The 16,075-nt window shown below is 66.3% G+C and carries 18 protein-coding genes; 3 read left to right on the top strand and 15 right to left on the bottom strand.

What is annotated here, in order from left to right; genetic code table 11:
• Positions 1-67 precede the first annotated feature (67 nt).
• The 7 genes from U5N23_RS03185 to U5N23_RS03215 are packed head-to-tail and all read right to left on the bottom strand — an operon-like array spanning position 68 to position 5,335.
• Positions 68-781 (bottom strand): flagellar basal body L-ring protein FlgH, encoded by a 714-nt coding sequence (locus U5N23_RS03185; protein ID WP_322591404.1) that lies wholly within the window; start codon positions 779-781, stop codon positions 68-70.
• Positions 782-815: 34 nt separating this feature from the next.
• Positions 816-1,598 (bottom strand): flagellar basal-body rod protein FlgG, encoded by a 783-nt coding sequence (gene flgG, locus U5N23_RS03190; protein WP_322591405.1) that lies wholly within the window; start codon positions 1,596-1,598, stop codon positions 816-818.
• 25 nt (positions 1,599-1,623) lie between these two features.
• Complete coding sequence (locus U5N23_RS03195; RefSeq protein WP_322591406.1) at positions 1,624-2,364, bottom strand: flagellar basal body rod protein FlgF; 741 nt, start codon at positions 2,362-2,364, stop codon at positions 1,624-1,626.
• A gap of 31 nt (positions 2,365-2,395) precedes the next feature.
• Positions 2,396-3,676, bottom strand: a complete 1,281-nt coding sequence (flgE, locus tag U5N23_RS03200) for a flagellar hook protein FlgE (protein WP_322591407.1) — start codon at positions 3,674-3,676, stop codon at positions 2,396-2,398.
• A gap of 60 nt (positions 3,677-3,736) precedes the next feature.
• The gene (locus U5N23_RS03205; RefSeq protein ID WP_322591408.1) at positions 3,737-4,390 is read right to left on the bottom strand and encodes a flagellar hook assembly protein FlgD; all 654 of its coding nucleotides are present in this window, start codon (positions 4,388-4,390) and stop codon (positions 3,737-3,739) included.
• A gap of 18 nt (positions 4,391-4,408) precedes the next feature.
• Positions 4,409-4,813 carry a flagellar basal body rod protein FlgC gene (flgC, locus tag U5N23_RS03210; protein WP_322591409.1) on the bottom strand — a complete coding sequence of 135 codons (405 nt, stop codon included), beginning with the start codon at positions 4,811-4,813 and terminating at the stop codon, positions 4,409-4,411.
• A 30-nt stretch (positions 4,814-4,843) separates the two neighbouring features.
• Positions 4,844-5,335 carry a flagellar basal body rod protein FlgB gene (locus tag U5N23_RS03215; RefSeq protein WP_322591410.1) on the bottom strand — a complete coding sequence of 164 codons (492 nt, stop codon included), beginning with the start codon at positions 5,333-5,335 and terminating at the stop codon, positions 4,844-4,846.
• A 215-nt stretch (positions 5,336-5,550) separates the two neighbouring features.
• Here U5N23_RS03215 and flgA point away from each other — a divergent pair, with 215 nt between their 5' ends.
• The 3 genes from flgA (at position 5,551) to U5N23_RS03230 (ending at position 7,150) form a co-directional block, all read left to right on the top strand.
• Positions 5,551-6,291, top strand: a complete 741-nt coding sequence (flgA, locus tag U5N23_RS03220; protein ID WP_322591411.1) for a flagellar basal body P-ring formation chaperone FlgA — start codon at positions 5,551-5,553, stop codon at positions 6,289-6,291.
• Positions 6,292-6,382: 91 nt separating this feature from the next.
• The gene (flgM, locus tag U5N23_RS03225) at positions 6,383-6,712 is read left to right on the top strand and encodes a flagellar biosynthesis anti-sigma factor FlgM (protein WP_322591412.1); all 330 of its coding nucleotides are present in this window, start codon (positions 6,383-6,385) and stop codon (positions 6,710-6,712) included.
• 51 nt (positions 6,713-6,763) lie between these two features.
• Positions 6,764-7,150: a hypothetical protein gene (locus U5N23_RS03230; protein ID WP_322591413.1), complete on the top strand. Its 387-nt coding sequence runs from the start codon at positions 6,764-6,766 to the stop codon at positions 7,148-7,150.
• A gap of 283 nt (positions 7,151-7,433) precedes the next feature.
• Here the strand turns inward: U5N23_RS03230 and U5N23_RS03235 are convergent, their stop codons facing one another.
• The 8 genes from U5N23_RS03235 to motB all read right to left on the bottom strand — a co-directional run bounded on the left by U5N23_RS03235 (position 7,434) and on the right by motB (position 16,069).
• A complete protein-coding gene (locus U5N23_RS03235; RefSeq protein ID WP_322591414.1) occupies positions 7,434-8,150 on the bottom strand; it encodes an RNA polymerase sigma factor FliA in 717 nt (238 codons plus the stop codon).
• A 4-nt stretch (positions 8,151-8,154) separates the two neighbouring features.
• Complete coding sequence (locus tag U5N23_RS03240; RefSeq protein ID WP_322591415.1) at positions 8,155-8,961, bottom strand: hypothetical protein; 807 nt, start codon at positions 8,959-8,961, stop codon at positions 8,155-8,157.
• Positions 8,954-10,468, bottom strand: coding sequence for a flagellar biosynthesis protein FlhF (gene flhF / locus U5N23_RS03245; protein WP_322591416.1), 1,515 nt, complete (start codon positions 10,466-10,468; stop codon positions 8,954-8,956). The genes U5N23_RS03240 and flhF overlap by 8 nt, the downstream gene beginning before the upstream one ends.
• A complete protein-coding gene (flhA, locus tag U5N23_RS03250; protein ID WP_322591417.1) occupies positions 10,465-12,543 on the bottom strand; it encodes a flagellar biosynthesis protein FlhA in 2,079 nt (692 codons plus the stop codon). The genes flhF and flhA overlap by 4 nt, the downstream gene beginning before the upstream one ends.
• Positions 12,540-13,700 carry an EscU/YscU/HrcU family type III secretion system export apparatus switch protein gene (locus tag U5N23_RS03255; RefSeq protein ID WP_322591418.1) on the bottom strand — a complete coding sequence of 387 codons (1,161 nt, stop codon included), beginning with the start codon at positions 13,698-13,700 and terminating at the stop codon, positions 12,540-12,542. The genes flhA and U5N23_RS03255 overlap by 4 nt, the downstream gene beginning before the upstream one ends.
• A 337-nt stretch (positions 13,701-14,037) precedes the next feature.
• Positions 14,038-14,667 carry a protein phosphatase CheZ gene (locus tag U5N23_RS03260; protein WP_322591419.1) on the bottom strand — a complete coding sequence of 210 codons (630 nt, stop codon included), beginning with the start codon at positions 14,665-14,667 and terminating at the stop codon, positions 14,038-14,040.
• 4 nt (positions 14,668-14,671) lie between these two features.
• A complete protein-coding gene (gene cheY, locus U5N23_RS03265; protein ID WP_007852233.1) occupies positions 14,672-15,058 on the bottom strand; it encodes a chemotaxis response regulator CheY in 387 nt (128 codons plus the stop codon).
• Between the two features lie 72 nt (positions 15,059-15,130).
• On the bottom strand, positions 15,131-16,069 hold the full coding sequence (gene motB, locus U5N23_RS03270; RefSeq protein WP_322591420.1) for a flagellar motor protein MotB: 939 nt from the start codon (positions 16,067-16,069) through the stop codon (positions 15,131-15,133).
• Between the last annotated feature and the right edge of the window lie 6 nt (positions 16,070-16,075).

Raw genomic sequence — 16,075 nt, forward strand, 5'->3', positions numbered from 1 at the left:
GCACAAGGGGCGCCGCGCTGGCGGCCTGGTCTGCGGCCAATCCGCAGGCGCCCGGTCACATTTTGTATCAGAACGGTGTCACGGTGTTGAAGAAGCGGCCCAGCCAGCCGGTCACCTGGGCTTCGCCCTGGGCGCCGCGGCCGCGCGATTCCACGCGCACGTTGGCGACCTGGGTGGAGGCCACGATGGAGCCCGGTTGCAGTGCGCGCGGATCCACCGTGCCGGAGAAGCGCAGCACGTCCACGTTCTGGTTCACGCCGATCTGCTTTTCACCGGCCACGACCAGGTGGCCGTTGGGCAGCACGTCGATGACGGTGGCCGTGATAGAGCCCTGGAAGGTGTTGGCGCTTTCCGTGCCGCCCTTGCCTTCGAAGGCATTTTCGGAGTTGGCGCCCACGCCCAGCTTGTCGGTGAACTTCTGGCCGGTGAATGGCAGCGCCGTCACGCCACTGCTGACCTTGGAGGTGCGGTCCACGGTGGAGGAGGACTTCTGGCTGGCCGTCACGTTCTCCACGATCTGGATGGTGACGTTGTCGCCCACCAGGCGCGCGCGCCGGTCCTCGAACGAAGGGCGGTAGCTGGCGCTGTGGAACAGGCCGCCGGTGACCGGTGGCGGTGTGCGCGGTGCCATGGTCAGCGGGGGGGGCGCGGTGGGCAGGATGTCCACCGGCGGAGGCGGGGACATGCTGGCGCAGCCTGCGCTCAGCAAGGCGGCGGCGAGCGCCGGCAATGCAACAATGCGGCTGCGGGCAGCCTGGCCGATGGCGTGGAGGAATGTCATGGCGAAGGTCCTGGCGGAATGGCTGGTGGCCTTGTTACATCTGGCTGAGCTTGGCCAGCATCTGGTCCGAAGTCTGGATGGCCTTGGAATTCATCTCGTAGGCGCGCTGGGTCTGGATCATGGTCACCAGCTCCTGCACCACGTTCACGTTGGAGGTTTCGAGGTAGCCCTGCAAGACCGTGCCCAGACCGTTGGTGCCGGGCGTGCCCTGCTGGGGCTGGCCCGAGGCGGCGGTCTCGATGAACAGGTTCTGCCCGCGCGGCTCCAGGCCGCCCGGGTTCACGAAGGTGGACATGGCGAGGTTGCCCAGGGGCTGCGGTGCGGTGTTGCCCGGGACCGTCGCGGACACGGCGCCTTCGGCGCTGATGGTCACGCTGGTGGCGTTCGGCGGCACGGTGATGCCGTTGGCGATCGGCAGGCCGCTGGAGTTCACCAGGCGGCCCTGCGAGTCGAGCTGGAACGAGCCGTCGCGGGTGTAGCCGATGGTGCCGTCCGGCTGCGTGACCTCGAAAAAGCCATTGCCCTTGATGGCCACGTCCAGGTTGTTGTTGGACTGCTGCATGCTGCCCTGCATGAAGTTGCGGGCTGTGGCCACGGTGCGCACACCCAGGCCCAGGTGCAGGCCGGTGGGCAACTGGTTCTGCTCGGTGGTCTGGGCACCCACCTGGCGCAGGTTCTGGTAGATCAGGTCCTCGAACACCGCATTGGCGCGCTTGTAGCCGGTGGTGGACACATTGGCCAGGTTGTGGGAGATGACGTCCAACTGGGTCTGCTGGGCTTCCATGCCGGTCTTGGCGATCCACAGGGAGTTGATCATGGCGTTTTCCTAAGGGCTGGGGGGGTCAGCCGTTGATGCTCAGCAACTGGCTGGCGGCCTTGTCATTGGTCTCGGCGGTCTGCAGCATCTTGATCTGCTGCTCGAACTGGCGCGAGGCGGCGATCATGCCGACCATGGTTTCCACGGCATTCACGTTGGAGCCTTCGATCGCCCCCGCCAGCAGGCGTGCGTTGGCGTCGTTGGGGATCGGATCGCCCGAGGTGGTGCGGAACAGCCCGTCGTCGCCGCGCCTGAGCGGGTCTTCGGGTGTGGGCGTGGCCAGCTTCAGGCGGCCGATGGCGGCTGCGGGCTGGCCCGCCGTCTTGGCGGTGATGGTGCCGTCCGAGCCCAGGGAGACTTCCGAGCCGGGTGGCACGTCGATGGGGCCGCCGCCGTCCGACAGCACGGGCAGGCCGGTGTTGGTGAGCAGGGCGCCGGTGGGCGAAACCTCCAGGCCACCGTTGCGGGTATAGGCTTCCACGCCATCGAGGCCCTGCACGGCGAACCAGGATTGGCCGATGGGCATGGCATCGAGGGCGCGGCCCGTGCGCTGCACGGGGCCGGGCGTGTCCACATGGCCCGAGGTGGCCTCCAGCGCAAACACGCGCGTGGTGGAGCCATCGCCCTGCAGCGGGACGGAGCGGAAGGTGGACATCTCCGCACGAAAGCCGTTGGTGGACGCATTGGCCAGGTTGTTGGCCAGCACCGACTGCCGGTGGGCGGCGGCGCTGGCCCCTGTCATGGAGGTGTAGATGATGCGGTCCATGGCGGCTTCCGGTCAGGGGGTCAGGGGCGGGTCAGCGCAGGTTCACCAGGGTGGACATCACCTGGTCTTGTGTCTTGATGGTCTGCGCATTGGCCTGGTAGGTGCGCTGCGCGGTCATCATGTTCACGAGCTCGGCCGTGAGGTCCACGTTGGAGTCTTCCAGCGCGCCCGAGCGCAGCGCGCCGAAGTTGCCATCGGTGGCGGTGCCCATGACGGGCTGGCCCGATTCGAAGGTGGCTACCCAGTTGTTGCCGCCCACCGAGGCCAGGCCCTGCGTGTTGCGGAAGCTCGACAGCGCGATCTGGCCTTCGGCCCGCGTGACGCCGTTGGAGTAGCGCGTCATGATCATGCCGTTGTTCTCGACATTGATGCCCGTCAGGTCGCCAGCGGTGTAGCCGTCCTGCGAGAGGTCGGAGACCGAGAACTTGCGGCCGAACTGCGTCACGTTGTCCAGGTTCACCTCGACGTCGTAGGCGGGCAGGTTGTTCGGGTTGGGCGGGGTGGGGTTGACGTTCAGCGTCAGCGCAAAGCCGGTGGCCGGTGGCGTGGCGGCCGGGCCGGTGATCACGCCGTTGTTGTCGAAGGTGATCTGGCCGATGGCCGTGGCCACCACGGGCGGCACGGCCGTGGGGTCGTCGAGGGCGTCGTACACGTCCCAGGTATTGTCCGTGGCGGTCTTCTGGAAGTACAGGTTGACCGGCTTGGCCACGCCCTGGCTGTCGAACACGTTGATCGAGGTGCCGTAGGTGGCGCGCGGCGTGGCGGGCACGGGCGGCGTGGCGGCCGGGTCGCCGGCGGCATCGGTGGCACGCGCATCCAGGTTGAAGGCGGCGTCGATCCGGGTGGTCTGCCTGGCGGGGATGGGCTCCGAGGTGGGGAAGACCATGGGGATCGGGTCGGTGCCTGTGCGCAGGCCCGTGGTGGGGTCGATGGGGTAGCCCATGACCTTGGCGTTGTCATTGGTCACCATGTTGCCTTCCTTGTCCAGCTTGAAGTTGCCGGCGCGGGAGTAGGCGGCGGAGCCATCGGGCAGTTGCAGCGTGAAGAACCCGTTGCCGTTGATCGCCACGTCCAGGCTGTTGCCGGTGATGGTCAGGTTGCCCTGCGTGAACTGTTGGGCCACGGCGGCCGTCTCCACCCCGATGCCGGCATTGGTGCCGCCGGCCGAGCCGATGGCATTGGCCACCATTTCCGCGAATTCGGCGCGCGATGCCTTGAAGCCCACGGTGTTGGAGTTGGCGATGTTGTGGCCGATGACGTCCAGGTTCTTGCTGGCGGCGTTCAGGCCGGAGAGGCCTTGCTGGAAACCCATGGTGTTCTCCTTGGAGGGGCGTATGCGGGGGATCGGGGGAGGGGCAGCCGGGGTCCGTCGTCAGACAATGGACTTGATCTGGCTGTAGTTGATGTTCTTGCCGTTGGCCAGCGTGAGCACGAGCTGGCCATCGGTGGCACCCGCCGCCGTGACCTTGGACTGGGTGAGCCCCGTGTATTCGAGCGTGGTGGCGCCGTTGACGGCCTTGACGCGGAACTGCAGGCCTTCGGTGGAGCCCTTGTAGCCGCTGGCGTCCCATTCGAAGTTGTGGCGGCCCATGTCCTTGGGGCCCAGGTCCACGGTGTCGACCACCTGGCCGCCGGGCGTCACGATTTCCACCTCCACTTTGGTGGCTGGATAGGCGATCTCGAAGCCGGCCTTGCCCACGTTGTCGGCAACGGTGATGCCCGAACCCTCGGTCAGCACATTGCGCCCGACCAGGGTCGTGCCCTGCATGACCTGCAGCGAGTTGAACTGGGCGGCCATGCTGGCCATGGTGGTATTGAGCTGCTGGATGCCGGTGACCGTGTTGATCTGCGCGATCTGCGAGGTCATCTGGGCGTTGTCCAGCGGGTTCATCGGGTCCTGGTTGTTGAGCTGCGCAACGAGCAGCTTGAGGAACCGGTCCTGGGACGCGGCGGGGTCGTTGGCCGCCGTCGCCTTGGCGTTGGCGGTGTCGGCGGTCGTGGCGGCATTGGTGGCGCTGAGGATCATGGCGAGGGTCTCCCGGGGTTACTGGCCCATCTGCAGGGTCTTGAGCAGAAGTGACTTGGCCGTGTTCATCACCTCGACGTTGTTCTGGTACGAGCGCGACGCTGAAATCATGTTCACCATCTCCTCGACGGCGTTGACGTTGGAATGGGTCACATAGCCCTGCTCGTCGGCGGAGGGGTGGCTGGGGTTGTGGATCTTGCGGCCGGGCACATTGCTTTCGGTGATGGCGCTCACGCGCACGCCGTCCGAACCCTGTTCGCCCATGTTGGTGGTGCGAAAGACCACCTGGCGGGCCTGGTAGGCCTTGCCGTCGGGGCCGGCCACCGCATCGACGTTGGCCAGGTTGCTGGCCACGACGTTCAGGCGCTGGGACTGCGCGCTGATGGCGCTGCCCGAGACGTTGAAGATGGAGAACATGGACATGGTGGAGTGCCTCTTGGGTGGCTATGGGGCTTACTGGCCCTGGATGGCGCTGAGCATGGTCTTGGCGTTGCCGTTGATGAAGCGCAGCGTGGCCTCGTAGCGCACGGCGTTGTCCACGAAGGCGGCGCGTTCGCGGTCCAGGTCCACCGAGTTGTTGTCCAGGCTGGGCTGGGTCTGCAGGGAATAGGCCAGCTTGCCCTTGCTCCCCAGCTCGGCCGAAGAGCCCGGATCCGCAGAGGAGGCGATGATGTGCCGTGGATCGGTGCCGATGGTGACCGTGGGCCGCTCGCTGGTGTAGCCGGAGCCGCCCACGGTGGTGGTGGACAGGCGGCGTGGCGATTCGGTGAACGAGGAGCGCTCGCCCGTGGCGTTGCTCAGCGCGTCGGAGAACTTGAAGTCGCGTGCGACGTAGCCGGGGGTGTCGGCATTGGCGATGTTGCTGGCGATGGCACGCTGGCGCTCGGCACGCAGTATCAGTGCGTTGCCGTGGAAGTCCAGCCGGTTGGTCATCTTGTCAAGCATGTCTGCCTCACGTCCAGGTTGCGAAAGCGCCAGCAAAAATGGTTTTCTGGCGTGGCTCGATTATGAAAACCGCCCGGATTTTCTAAAGCGCGAAGAGCCCGCGTTTGCCGCCGCAGTTCGGGGTTTCGCTCAGTGCCACAAGGCCTACAGTGGTGGTCGTGAAATGGCCCTTGCACCGTGTCGCAGGGCCGCATTGACGTACCAGGAGGCGCCCCATGGCATCCACATTTCCATCCCTGTCCACCGCCGGCCGTGCAGCACTGGCCGCGCTGGCCTGCGTATCTGCGGCCGGCCTGGCCCAGGCCCAGGCCGTGGCCGACCCCGCAGCGGACCTGCCCGCCCTGACCCAGCGCTGGCTGGACGACGCCATCACGCGCAACCAGCCTGCGGGCCTGCCGCTGCGCATGGAGGTGAGCATTGGTGCGCTGGACACCCGGCTGCGCCTGGCGCCCTGTGCCCGCGTCGAGCCCTATCTGCCGGCGGGATCGCGCTTGTGGGGCCGCACCCGGCTGGGCCTGCGCTGCGTGGAGGGGCAGACCGCCTGGAATGTGTTCCTGCCCATCACGGTCAAGGCCTGGGGGCCCGCATGGGTGCTGACGGGCAACGTGGCGTCCGGTGCGGTGCTGAGCGCCAACGACGCCACCGAAGCCGAAGTGGACTGGGCGGCCGATGCAGCCCCGGTCGTGGCCAATCCCGACCAGTGGGTCGGCCAGATCGCTTCGCGCCCCCTGGTGGCGGGGCAGGCCCTGCGCCAGCCGATGGTGCGGGCACCGAACCTCTTCAAGGCCGGCGCCCAGGTGCGGGTGGTGGCACAAGGGCCGGGTTATGCGGTAACCTCGGCAGGGCAGGCACTCACCGCAGGGGCCGTGGGCCAGACTGTGCGAGTGCGCATGGACAATGGCCGCACAATATCTGGTATTGTGGGTGAAAATGGAACGGTTGACGTTACCCTTTGATTCATCCCCCTGCATAAACAGCTAAAGTCCAGCGCCGAAGGGTCGAAAACATTGCTACGAGCTCCGTGTCATCGGAGTGCTGGAGAAGGCGATGAAGATAGGTCAACAACCGGAACTTCCGGGCGCACTGGCGCAAACGGGGCAGGCCAAGCAGGCCAAGGCCCCCGCTGCAGCCCCTGCGACACCCGAGGGAGTGGCCAAAGGCAGCACGGCAGCCCAGGCTGCTGGCGTGCCTGTGACGGTTTCCACGGCTGCCCGTGCCCTGGACCCCGCCGGCCGCGCGGCCAGCGATTTCGACACCAAGAAGGTGGCCGCAGTGCGCGCCGCCATCGAAAAGGGTACGTTCACGGTCAGCGCCGGCGCGATTGCTGACAAGCTGCTGGCCAACGCCCAAGAGATTTTTTCCCGTTCGCGCGGCTAGCGTGACCGCTGTCTTCCCGGCGTCACCGGCCCGCATCCACCAGGACCGCCCGTGACCACGCCTTTGGAAGACGCCCTGCAGGCCGTTGAGCAGCACATCGAAATGGTGTCTGCCGCCCTGCTCAAGGCCGATGCCCCCACCCTCGAACAAGCAAGCACCGGGCTGCGCGACGCCGCAGCCCGTTTTTCGTATGCGCTGGACCTGTCGCGCCAGCAGGTGAGCAGCATCACCCCCACCCTCAAGGCCCGCATGGATGCCATCGCCGCCACCCTGGTGGTGCACCGCGAAAGCCTGGCCCGCCTGGCCGCCATCACCGACCGCCAGACCGCCGTCCTCGTCCCCTCCCAGGACAGCTCGGCCAACGCCACCTACGGCAACGGCCTGGGCGGCAAGCAACAAGCCGCCGGCATCGCCAAGATCTACCGCTCGGCAGGCTGAACGGCGCGCGCTGCGGGCGCAGTGTGAGGTCACAATTTTCCGTGGTATTGGTCCATAGCCCCTGTGCTCCGTGGCGCGCGAGCGCCAGGATCAGGCCGTGGATAGCGCGCTGCCCCATACCAGGGCAGCCGTGCAAGGGCCGCCCCGCCGCACTGGCTGCGTCCCCCTTCCCGAATTACGCAGTAATTCGAGAGAAGGGGTGAAGGCGCGTCAGCGCCTCAGGGGGATGTACCAGGGCCTGTTCACACTGATTTCGCGACCCCGAAATCAGTGTGAACAGGCCCTAGTGACTGCGCATCTTCGCCCGCAATCGGGCGATCGACTGGCTGTGCAGCTGGCAGACGCGGGATTCGGTGACCCCGAGCACGGCCGCGATCTCCTTGAGATTCATGTCGTGCTCGTAGTACATGCCCATGATGTGCTGCTCGCGCTCGGGCAGCGATTCGATGGCCGTGACCAGGGCCGAGCGCAGGCGGTGGTCGCGCAGCATCTCGAGCGGATTGGCCGTCTCGTCGCCCACATGGCGGTCGAGGAAACCATCGTCCTCGTCATTGCCGTGGGTCATGTCCTCCAGGTACACGAGCTGCGTGCCCCGCACCCGTCCCAGCAGGTTCTGGTACTCGGGAAGGGGCATGCCCATCTCGGTGGCGATCTCCGATTCGAGCGGACTGCGACCCAGGCGCTGCTCCAGCCGGTTGACGGCCTGCTCGATGTCCTTCTGGCTCTTGCGCGAGCTGCGCGACATCCAGTCCCCCTCGCGCAGCTCATCGAGCATGGCGCCGCGGATGCGCTGGGTGGCAAAGGTCTCGAACTGCACGCCCTGGGCGGCTTCGTAGCGCGAGAGGGCTTCCGCCAGGCCCATCATGCCGACCTGGATCAGGTCGTCGAGCTCCACATTGGGAGGCAGCTTGGCGATCATGTGGTGCGCGATCCGCCGTACCAGGGGCACGTGCTGGCGAATCATCGCATCACGGTCAAGCTGGCCTTTGGCGGTGTACATCAGATCAGTGGCTCCGAACGAGGTGTGCAGCTGCCGGCGTACCGGCGAAATTGCTGGATGCAATTGCAGCGGCAGCTGCCATCGTTCCATTGATGGTGCCCGCGTTTTCCAGCAGTTGCAAGGCCAGGCGCTGCAGGTCCTGGGGATTCTGGGTGGAGACGGCGGTAGTGTGCACCTGACCGCCCAGGTGGCGCTCGGCGCAGTCCTGCAATGTCTGCAATGCTGCAAGGGTCTTGCGGCGCTCGGCCGCACCCGACCCGCGCACCAAGGCCGCCACGGTGCAGGAAAGGCCCGTGTGCTGGGCCATCTGCTTCAAGCTTTTGTACGTTGTGAGCACGCCTGCGGCGCCGCCCTCCATCACCATCAGCGGTGTGGTCCGGGTGTGGGTGAGCAACTGGCCCAGCAGAGGGGGCGGGGCGTGCAGCACCAGGATGCTGTAGGCGCGCACGTAGGGCTGGATGTCCTGCAGCGGCGAGACATGGGCCGGGCGGTCGGCCCGGGTGATCTGCCACAGACCCCGTGCAGCGGGGATCACCGCCAGGGAGGAGGCCGCGGCGCCCTGGTCCATGCCGTCGTGCCAGGGTGCCCGGCGCAGCAGATGGTACAGGCCAGGGGAATCGTCGGTCTCGTAGCCGGTGGCGTCGAGCACCACCACCGGGTAGCCCATCCGCTGCAGGCTGGCGCAGACCTGCCACAGGGTCTCCAGGCCGCTGCCGGCCTGTTCCTGGCTGGCCACGGCCAGCACGCGCAATTCGGTTTGCGGGGTGAAGCTTTGCAGCCCCGCAGCCTGGTGAAAGCCGGTATCAAGCATCGACCAACCCCCTGTCGGTTGCCATTTCGGGAGAGTGCGAGAAGAAGAAATTCAGGTCGCTGGCCTTGGGGTCGAACGGTGACTTGACCGGCGCACGCATCGAGGTGCCGATGAGCTGGTGGGCGTCGGCGGCTTCCCAGTCCTCGGGCACGCGCTGGCCGTTGGTCACACCGCGCAGCACCATCTGGTGGCGGATCAGCGCGTCGATGGAGGGGCCGAGCTTCACGGCTTCGTCCACCTTGGACAGGATGGCCTGCTGCGAGCCATTGGTCTTGAACGAGGTCAGCACGTCGTCCAGGGTGTCGCCATGGCAGCCGGCGTTGAGCACCAGCAGGCGGTTGACATGGGGCAGGTCAAGCACGTCGAGCATGTCGCGCTTGCGCGGGTCGCGCGGGGCGACGCCGGTGGTGTCGATCAGGACCATCTTCTTGCCGCTGAGCAGGCCCAGCAGGTCCTGCAGCGCCGCACGGTCATGGGCCAGGTGGGCCACGATGCCCAGCATGCGGCCATAGGTGCGCAGCTGTTCGTGGGCGCCCACGCGGTAGGTGTCCAGGGTGATCAGGCCCACGCTGCCGGGGCCGTGGATGCGCGCGCACAGGGCCGCCAGCTTGGCGGTGGTGGTGGTCTTGCCGACGCCGGTGGAGCCCACCATGGCGAAGATGCCTCCCTGCTCGTACAGGGGAGGCGCGCCTGCATCGGTCTTGAGGTTGCGCTCCAGCACGTCCATGAGCCAGCGCACGGACTCGCCGGCCGACAGGTCCTCGGGCAAGCGCTCGAGCACGGCGCGCGCCAGGGCGGGCGAGTAGCCGGCCCGGATCATCTTGAGCATCAGGTTCGACTGGATCGGATTCTGGCGCGCCTGGCCCAGCCAGGCCAGCGTGTTGAAGCGGTCCTCGATCAACTCCTTCATCGAGTGCAGCTCGTTCATCAGGTTCTGCTGGTTGTTCACCTGTGCATTCGAGAGCGAGGGTGCGTCCTGGCGCTGCTGCCTGCGGGGTGCGGGCTCCGGCAGGTCCATGGGAATCGAGCGCAGCGGGTTGTGGCGCGCCACCTGGGCCGCAGGTCGCTCGCGGGCCAGTTCGGCAGCGCGGTCGCGGCTGCGCTCCATCATGGGAACCGGGTCGGAGGGGCCGCTGATGGCCTCATGGCGGCGGCGCAGCATGCGCTCGCGCACATAGTCCTGGAAGGACAGGGTGCTCATGGCCAACTGCTCGGTGTCTTCCTCCACCGGGTTGCGCTGGGCCGCGGCCGCAGGCTGCGCTGCGCGGGGCTGCTGTTGCTGCATCTGCTGGCGCTGGCTGGCCTGTGCCAGGGGCGAGGGGGCGCTCAACTGCCTGGCCGCAGCGGCGCTGTCCAGCGACGAGAGCGTGTCCTCGGCCGTGGCCATCACTTCCACGCCGTTGGCGGTCGGGCGGTTGGACAGGATCAGCGTACCCTCGCCAAAGGCCATGCGCGCTTTGGCCAGTGCTTCACGGGACGTGGCAGCGTGAAAGCGTTTGATGTTCATGATGCACCTTTGAGGATGGGCCCAATACGGATGGTGTGGGTCTCGGGAATTTCACTGTGGGCAAGGACCTGCAGGCGGGGTGCCACGCGGCGCACCAGGCGGGAGATCGCATTGCGGATCTGGTCGGGAACGAGCAGGCAGGCGGGCAGGCCCATTTCTTCCTGCCGCAGGGCCACTTCAGCGGCCTTCTGGGTCAGGATGTCGGCCACGCCGGGGTCCAGTGCCGGGCTGGCGGTGTTGCCCAGGGCCTGCACGAGCAGGCGCTCCAGACCGGGTTCGATGGCGATGACGTTGAGTTCGCGTGTCGGGCCGTAGATCTGTTGCACGATGGCCGGCGACAGGGCGATGCGCACGCGGCGCGCCAGTTCCACCGGGTCGGAGATGCCGCCGGCATGCTCGGCCAGGGTTTCGATGATGGTGCGGATATCGCGGATGTGCACAGACTCTTCCAGCAGCAGCTGGAGGACTTTCTGGAACGTGGCGATGGAGACCATTTTCGGGACGACTTCTTCGATGAGCTTGGGGGCCAGTTTGGCGACGTGTTCCACGAGTTGCTGCGTTTCCGTGCGGCTCAGCAACTTGGCTGCCTGCACTTGCATCAAGTGTGACAAATGCGTCGCCATCACGGTTTCCGAATCAACGACCGTAAAGCCGGCCATTTGCGCCGCTTCCTTCTGCCGGTCGTCGATCCAGTGTGCTGGCAGGCCGAAAGCGGGGTCGGTGGTCGGGGTGCCGATCAGCGGCGTGGTGATGCCGCCGGGGTTGATGGCCAGGAACATGCCGGGGAAGGCTTCGCCTTCGCCGACCACCACGCCGCGCAGGGTGATGCGGTAGCCGCTGGGCTTGAGCTCCAGGTTGTCGCGCACGTGCACGGCAGGGGGCAAAAAGCCCACTTCCTGCGCGAACTTGCGGCGCACGCCCTTGATGCGGGTCAGCAGGTCGCCCTGGCGGCTCTTGTCGACCAGGGTGATCAGGCGGTAGCCCAGTTCCAGGCCGAGCAGGTCCACGGGCTGCAGGTCGTCCCAGGTGGCTTCGCCGTCGGTGGCCACGGGCGGGGGCGGTGCCACTTCCTCGGGCACCTGCTGGCGGCGGTACAGGGACCAGGCCCAGTACCCGAGCAGGGCGCCGGTGATCAGGAACACCAGGTGCGGCATGCCGGGGATGACTCCGAGCAGGATCAGGATGCCGGCGGTGACGCCCAGCACGCGCGGCGACATGAACAGCTGCTGCACGATCTGGCGGCCCATGTCCTGTTCCTTGCCCACGCGCGAGATCACCATGGCAGCGGCCACCGAGATCAGGAGCCCGGGGATCTGGGCGACCAGGGCATCACCGATGGCCAGCAGGATGTAGCTGTCGGCGGCCTGCTTGGCCGTGAGGTCGTGCTGCAGCACGCCGATGGCGAAGCCGCCGATGATGTTGATCAAGAGGATCAGGATGCCGGCGACGGCATCGCCGCGCACGAACTTGGAGGCGCCGTCCATGGAGCCGAAGAAATTGGCTTCCTCGCCCACTTCGGCGCGGCGGCGCTTGGCTTCCTTCTCGTCGATCAGGCCGGCGTTGAGGTCGGCGTCCACCGCCATCTGCTTGCCGGGCATGGCATCCAGCGTGAAGCGGGCCGACACTTCGGCAATGCGCTCGGCCCCCTTGGTGATCACGACGAAGTTGATCACCACCAGGATCGCGAACACGATCAGGCCGACGGCGAAGTTGCCGCCGATCAGGAAGTGGCCGAAGGCCTCGATCACGGCACCGGCGGCACCGGGTCCGGTGTGGCCTTCGAGCAACACGACGCGGGTGGATGCCACGTTCAGCGACAGGCGCATCAGCGTGGTGAGCAGCAGCACCGAGGGAAAGGCGGCAAAGTCCAGCGGCCGGATCATGTAGGCCGAGACCATCATCACCATCAGCGCCACGGCGATGTTCAGCGTGAAGAAGGTGTCCAGCAGCCACGGCGGGATGGGCAGCACCATCAGGGCCAGGATGGCCACCACCAGCAACGGCGCCGACATGCCCTGGAAGGCCGATGTGTTCTTGCCAGCCCACAGCCGAAGGGAATTCATGGAATTGTTCATGGGGCGGTGCCTTGCACGGTGGACGACGTCTTGTTCAGCGGATCGAGCTCAGGGGGAACGTAGGGTTCGACCAGTTCATCGGGCATCTGCCCTTCGCCGCGCAGCGCGGCCTTGAGGCGGTAGACATAGGCCAGCACCTGCGCCACGGCGGCATACAGCGTGGCCGGGATGGCCTGGTCGATCTCGGCGTGTGCGTACAGGGCGCGCGCCAGCATGGGCGACTGCAGCACGGGCACATCGTGGGCGCGGGCCAGGTCGCGGATGCGCATGGCGGTGAGGTCGGTGCCGCGCGAGATCACCTGCGGCGCGGCCATGGTCTTGTCGTCGTACTTCAGCGCCACGGCATAGTGGGTGGGGTTCATCACCACGAAGTCCGCCTTGGGCACGGCGGCCACGCTGGCGCCGTCGGCCATCTCGCGCTGTTTCTGGCGAATGCGGCCCTTGGTGTGCGGGTCGCCATCGGATTCCTTGTGCTCCTGCTTGACTTCCTCGTGCGACATCTTCAGGCGCGCCTTGAAGAAGTACGCCTGCAGCGGCACGTCGATCAGCGCCGCCATGAAGACCACCAGCAGCATCAGGCTGACGCCGGAGACCAGCCATTCGGACATTTGGCGGATCGCCATGGGCGAGGGCTGCAGCACCAGCATGGCCACGCGCTCGATGCTGCCGGCCATGTAGTGCCAGGCCACGGCGGAGATGATGGCCGTCATCAGGATCATCTTGGCCACGTTGGCCATCTGCTGCTTGGCAAACAGGTTCGCCACCCCGGACAGCGGGTTCAGGCGGTTGAACTGGGGGCTGATGGGCTTCATGCTGAAGATCCAGCCGCCGGCGCCGATGGCGCTGAGCAGCGCGGCGCCGCTGGTGAGCAGGGCAAACAGGGTGCTGGCGATCAGGCCCACGATGACCATGGTGCGCAGGCGGTCCAGCATGGTGGCGGGTGCCATCACGGTGCGGGCGTCGAACACCAGCTGGTGGCCCATGGCCTGCTGCAGGTGCTCCATGAGTGTCGGGGCCAGAACCAGCATGGCGCCGCCACCCGCACCCAGAATGGCCAGGTGGGACAGATCGCGCGAGCGCGCACCCTGCCCGTCCGTGCGTGCTTTTTGCAGCTTTCGCTCGGACGCCGGTAGGCTTTTTTCTTGGCTGGATTCCATGATGGCGTGACAACTTGTGTCCTGCCATTGTCGTGAGCGACCCGGAAATCTAAAGACGGATAAAGGGCGGCTGCAGGCCCCTTTTCCCTAGGAGGCTGCCGGACTTGGAGCGTCGAAAGCGAAAATCGGTCTCAGCGAGGGCTTTTTTTGCCGGATTTGCAGCGCCATAGCCAGGCTATGGGGCAAAAAGGCGGTGAAAAATGGGCCGCTGCGGCCGATTTGCAGCCGACGATTTCCAAGTCCGACAGCCTCCTGGTACCTTGTCATTGCCGCACAGCGCGGAGCGCGCGGGCATCGGCTGGCGTCGCTGCGCCGGGCCGGTTGGAAGGATGCCGGGTCAGAAGCCCAGGCTGGCCAGCAGGTCGTCCACCTGGGACTGGTCGGTCACGATGTCGGGGGTGTTGTCCGGGTCCACCACGGGGCCGGCGAGGTGCTCGCGCGGTGGCTCCACCAAGGCGGCGGGCACGTTGGCAGTGGGCGGGGCGGTCTGGATCAGCAACTGCACCAGCTGCTCTTCGATGGTGGCGGCCAGGTTGACCACCCGGGCGATCACCTGGCCCGTGAGGTCGTGGAAATCCTGCGCCATCATGATTTCGGTCAGGTGCGTATCCGCTTCCATGGTGACGCGTTCCACGTCGGTCAGGAAGTTCATGATCTCGCCCTTGGCCACGGCGGCCACCGGGTCTTTCACCAGCGAGGCGACCACGCGGCGCGTCTCGGCGGCGATGAAGTCGTGCTGTGCCTTGGCCTGCTCGACCCGGTTGAGCACCTTTTCGGCCGCCTCGCCCGTGAGGCGGGCTATGTAGGACAGGCGACTCTGGGCGTCCGGCAGCTCGCCCATGGAGCCGCGCAGCTTGTCGGCATAGCCCAGTTCGTTGAGCGAATCATGCAGCTGGCGGGTCAGCAGACCGATCTTGTGGTGAACGTCGGCCGTGGGTTCACCCTGGGGGGCGTCTGGTGTTTCCATGGCGTCACATTCCCATTTTCTTGAGGATCAGCAGGACCTTTTCCTCCAGCGTGGCCTTGGTGAAAGGCTTGACGATGTACCCGGCAGCACCGCCCTGGGCGGCCGCAACGATGTCTTCCTTGCGGGCTTCGGCGGTCACCATCAGCACCGGAAGGTGCTTGAGCTTGTCGTCTTTCTTGATTTCCGCCAGAAGCTGGAAACCGTTCATGTTGGGCATGTTGATGTCCGTCACCACGAAATCAAACTTGCTGTTGCGCAGTTTGTTCAGCGCGGCGACGCCGTCCTCGGCCTCGTCCGCATCGGCAAATCCGCTCTCCTTGAGCAGATTGCGGACGATGCGCCGCATGGTGGAGAAGTCGTCAACGATCAAGAAGCGAAGGGCTGTGGTCACGTGGGACCCTTTCGGTCGAAATAGGCTGGTTGTATTGTCAAGTGTGGCAGGTTTGGTGACAAGTCGTAACGATCACCCGCCAGGCGTTGGATTTTCGCGCTTTTCCGTCGGCAGCTCTGCTGGAGCGCTTGCCGCCGCAGGAGTCCCCTTGCCCATGAGGCGTTCTTCGGCCTCTCGGGTCAGCACCGTGATGGTAATACGGCGATTGGCGGGTGCGCGTGGATTCGTGGGTTCGAGCAGATCGCTGGCGGCAAGGCCCACCACGCGGCCCAGCTTGGCGTCGGGCATGCCGGCAGACACCAGCTCGCGGCGCGAGGCATTGGCCCGGTCGGCCGACAATTCCCAATTGCTGTAGCCGCGCTCGCTGTTGCCATAGGGAACGGCATCGGTGTGGCCGGCCAGGCTGATGCGGTTTTCCACCCCGCCCAGCGCGGCGCCGATCTCGCGCAGGATATCGCGCATATAGGGTTTCACCAGCGCGCTGCCGCTGTCGAACATGGGGCGGTTCTGGTCGTCCACGATCTGGATCTGCAGCCCGTCGGGCGTGACATCGATGCGGATCTGCGACTTGTACTCGTTCAGGCGCGGGTTCTCGGTGATCAGGGCATCGATCTTGGCCTGCAGTGCCTTGATGCGCTCCTGGTCCTGCTTGGCGCGCTCGGCGCGTGCGTTGTCGATGCTGGCCTTGCGGTTGTTGTCGGGTTCGGAGTCGGAGCGGCGCACCTGGCCGTGCACCTTGGACAGGTCATTGCCTCCGCCCGGGATCACGCTGGAGCTGTTGCCCGCGCCGTCTCCGCCGGTCATGGCCACCTTGAGCGGAGAGCTGAAGTACGCGGAAATCCCCTGCAGCTCCCCCTTGGCGGTGGAGCCCAGCAGCCACATCAGCAGGAAGAAGGCCATCATCGCCGTCACGAAGTCGGCATAGGCGATCTTCCAGGCGCCGCCATGGACGGCATGGCCGCCCTTCTTGACGCGCTTGATGATGATCGGCTGGAGCTTCTTTTCTGCCATGGTAGT

The organism is Acidovorax sp. (assembly GCF_034519795.1).
In the GTDB taxonomy this organism is placed as follows: domain Bacteria; phylum Pseudomonadota; class Gammaproteobacteria; order Burkholderiales; family Burkholderiaceae_C; genus Acidovorax.